The sequence below is a fragment of the Hallella sp. genome (assembly GCF_037460745.1).
Lineage (GTDB): Bacteria > Bacteroidota > Bacteroidia > Bacteroidales > Bacteroidaceae > Prevotella > Prevotella faecis.
The window spans coordinates 1-1,243 of sequence record NZ_JAXVAE010000072.1 but is presented as its reverse complement, the minus strand read 5'-3'; the positions used below and the strand labels follow the sequence as shown (position 1 = coordinate 1,243).

Sequence of the window (1,243 nt, the reverse complement as noted above, 5' to 3'; positions counted from 1 at the left end):
AAGGTCGACAACTTAAACGGAAGGCACAAGTCGGCATATTTCGGATGGTTACAAAAAAAGTGGAACGGATGGGAACTCGCATATCCTGAGGATTATCCTTGCGAAGAGGCTTATTTGCCCTTGGTGCGGTTCATCGACTATTGCGCAAAATCGTCGAATGAGCAATTGCAGACGGACATCCCCAAGTGGTTTTATATGGATAACCTTCGCGATTACATGGTTTTCCTGCTTTCGCAGGGCATACTCGACAATCTCTTTAAGAACGCTTACCTTAGTGTGGTGGACAAGAGCAAAGGCAACCGCATGCTCATTACCCCTTGGGATCTCGACTGCTCGCTTGGTGGCAGTTGGAATGGTAGTTATTATACCAATCCAATTTGGGAAGGATTTATCCTCTCTGCAGAGTTGCCCCGACGCTTATGGGAGGGTAATGTGGCGGGTTTCAAAGGCCTTGTATACGACCGTTGGCAAGCGCTTCGCCAAACGGTGCTGTCGGAGGAGGCGTTCTGCGGACGGCTCGATGCCTACGCCCGCATGTTTGAGGAGTCGGGAGCATGGGAACGCGAGTATGCAAAGTGGAATGGCAATCCAGTGCCTTTGAAGCGCAATATCAGCGAAGAGCTCGATTATGTCAAGGACTGGTATCATCGAAACGCTGAGGAGTTGGCCAATCATATTTTCCTTGGCGTGGAATCGGGCGTGAAGGAGATGAAGGTTAGCACACCCTTACGCCCATCTCATTCGGCGGTTTACAATCTCTCTGGACAGCGCGTTTCGTCGCATTACAAAGGCCTCGTTATTGTTGATGGGCACAAAATGGTGAGGCGATAAGGGAAGAGCCGTTTCGCCTTTTCTCTTATCCTTAAATGGCTAAGATGGGCTTAAAACCAAGAATTTTGCATATATTCGAAAAATATTTGTCCAAAAGTTTGGAGATAAGGAAAATAATCCCTACCTTTGCACTCGCTTTTCGGATAGAGGAGCTGAAAATGATGGCGGGATAGCTCAGTTGGTTAGAGCGTCGGATTCATAATCCGGAGGTCCCGGGATCGTAGCCCGGTCCCGCTACATTTAGAGTTCTGTGAGTCGTGTGCTTGCAGAACTCTTTTTCTTTTTAGGCATCTATGCTCTTGATAGATGCCGTTGATCATTCCTTTTGTTGTTAGGCGAAACACGATTATTCATGTAGAATTACTAGTGATGCGATATTAATCGCTTAACTATAGTTATATATTTGATATTT

1 protein-coding gene and 1 tRNA gene are annotated in these 1,243 nt (G+C 46.7%); both read left to right on the top strand.

The features are described from left to right. Nucleotides 1-831, top strand: an 831-nt coding sequence (locus tag WKK33_RS03545; RefSeq protein ID WP_337932508.1) for a CotH kinase family protein, incomplete at its 5' end; no start/stop codon positions are given. Nucleotides 832-994: 163 nt separating this feature from the next. Then, nucleotides 995-1,068, top strand: a tRNA-Met gene (locus WKK33_RS03540). Nucleotides 1,069-1,243 lie beyond the last annotated feature (175 nt).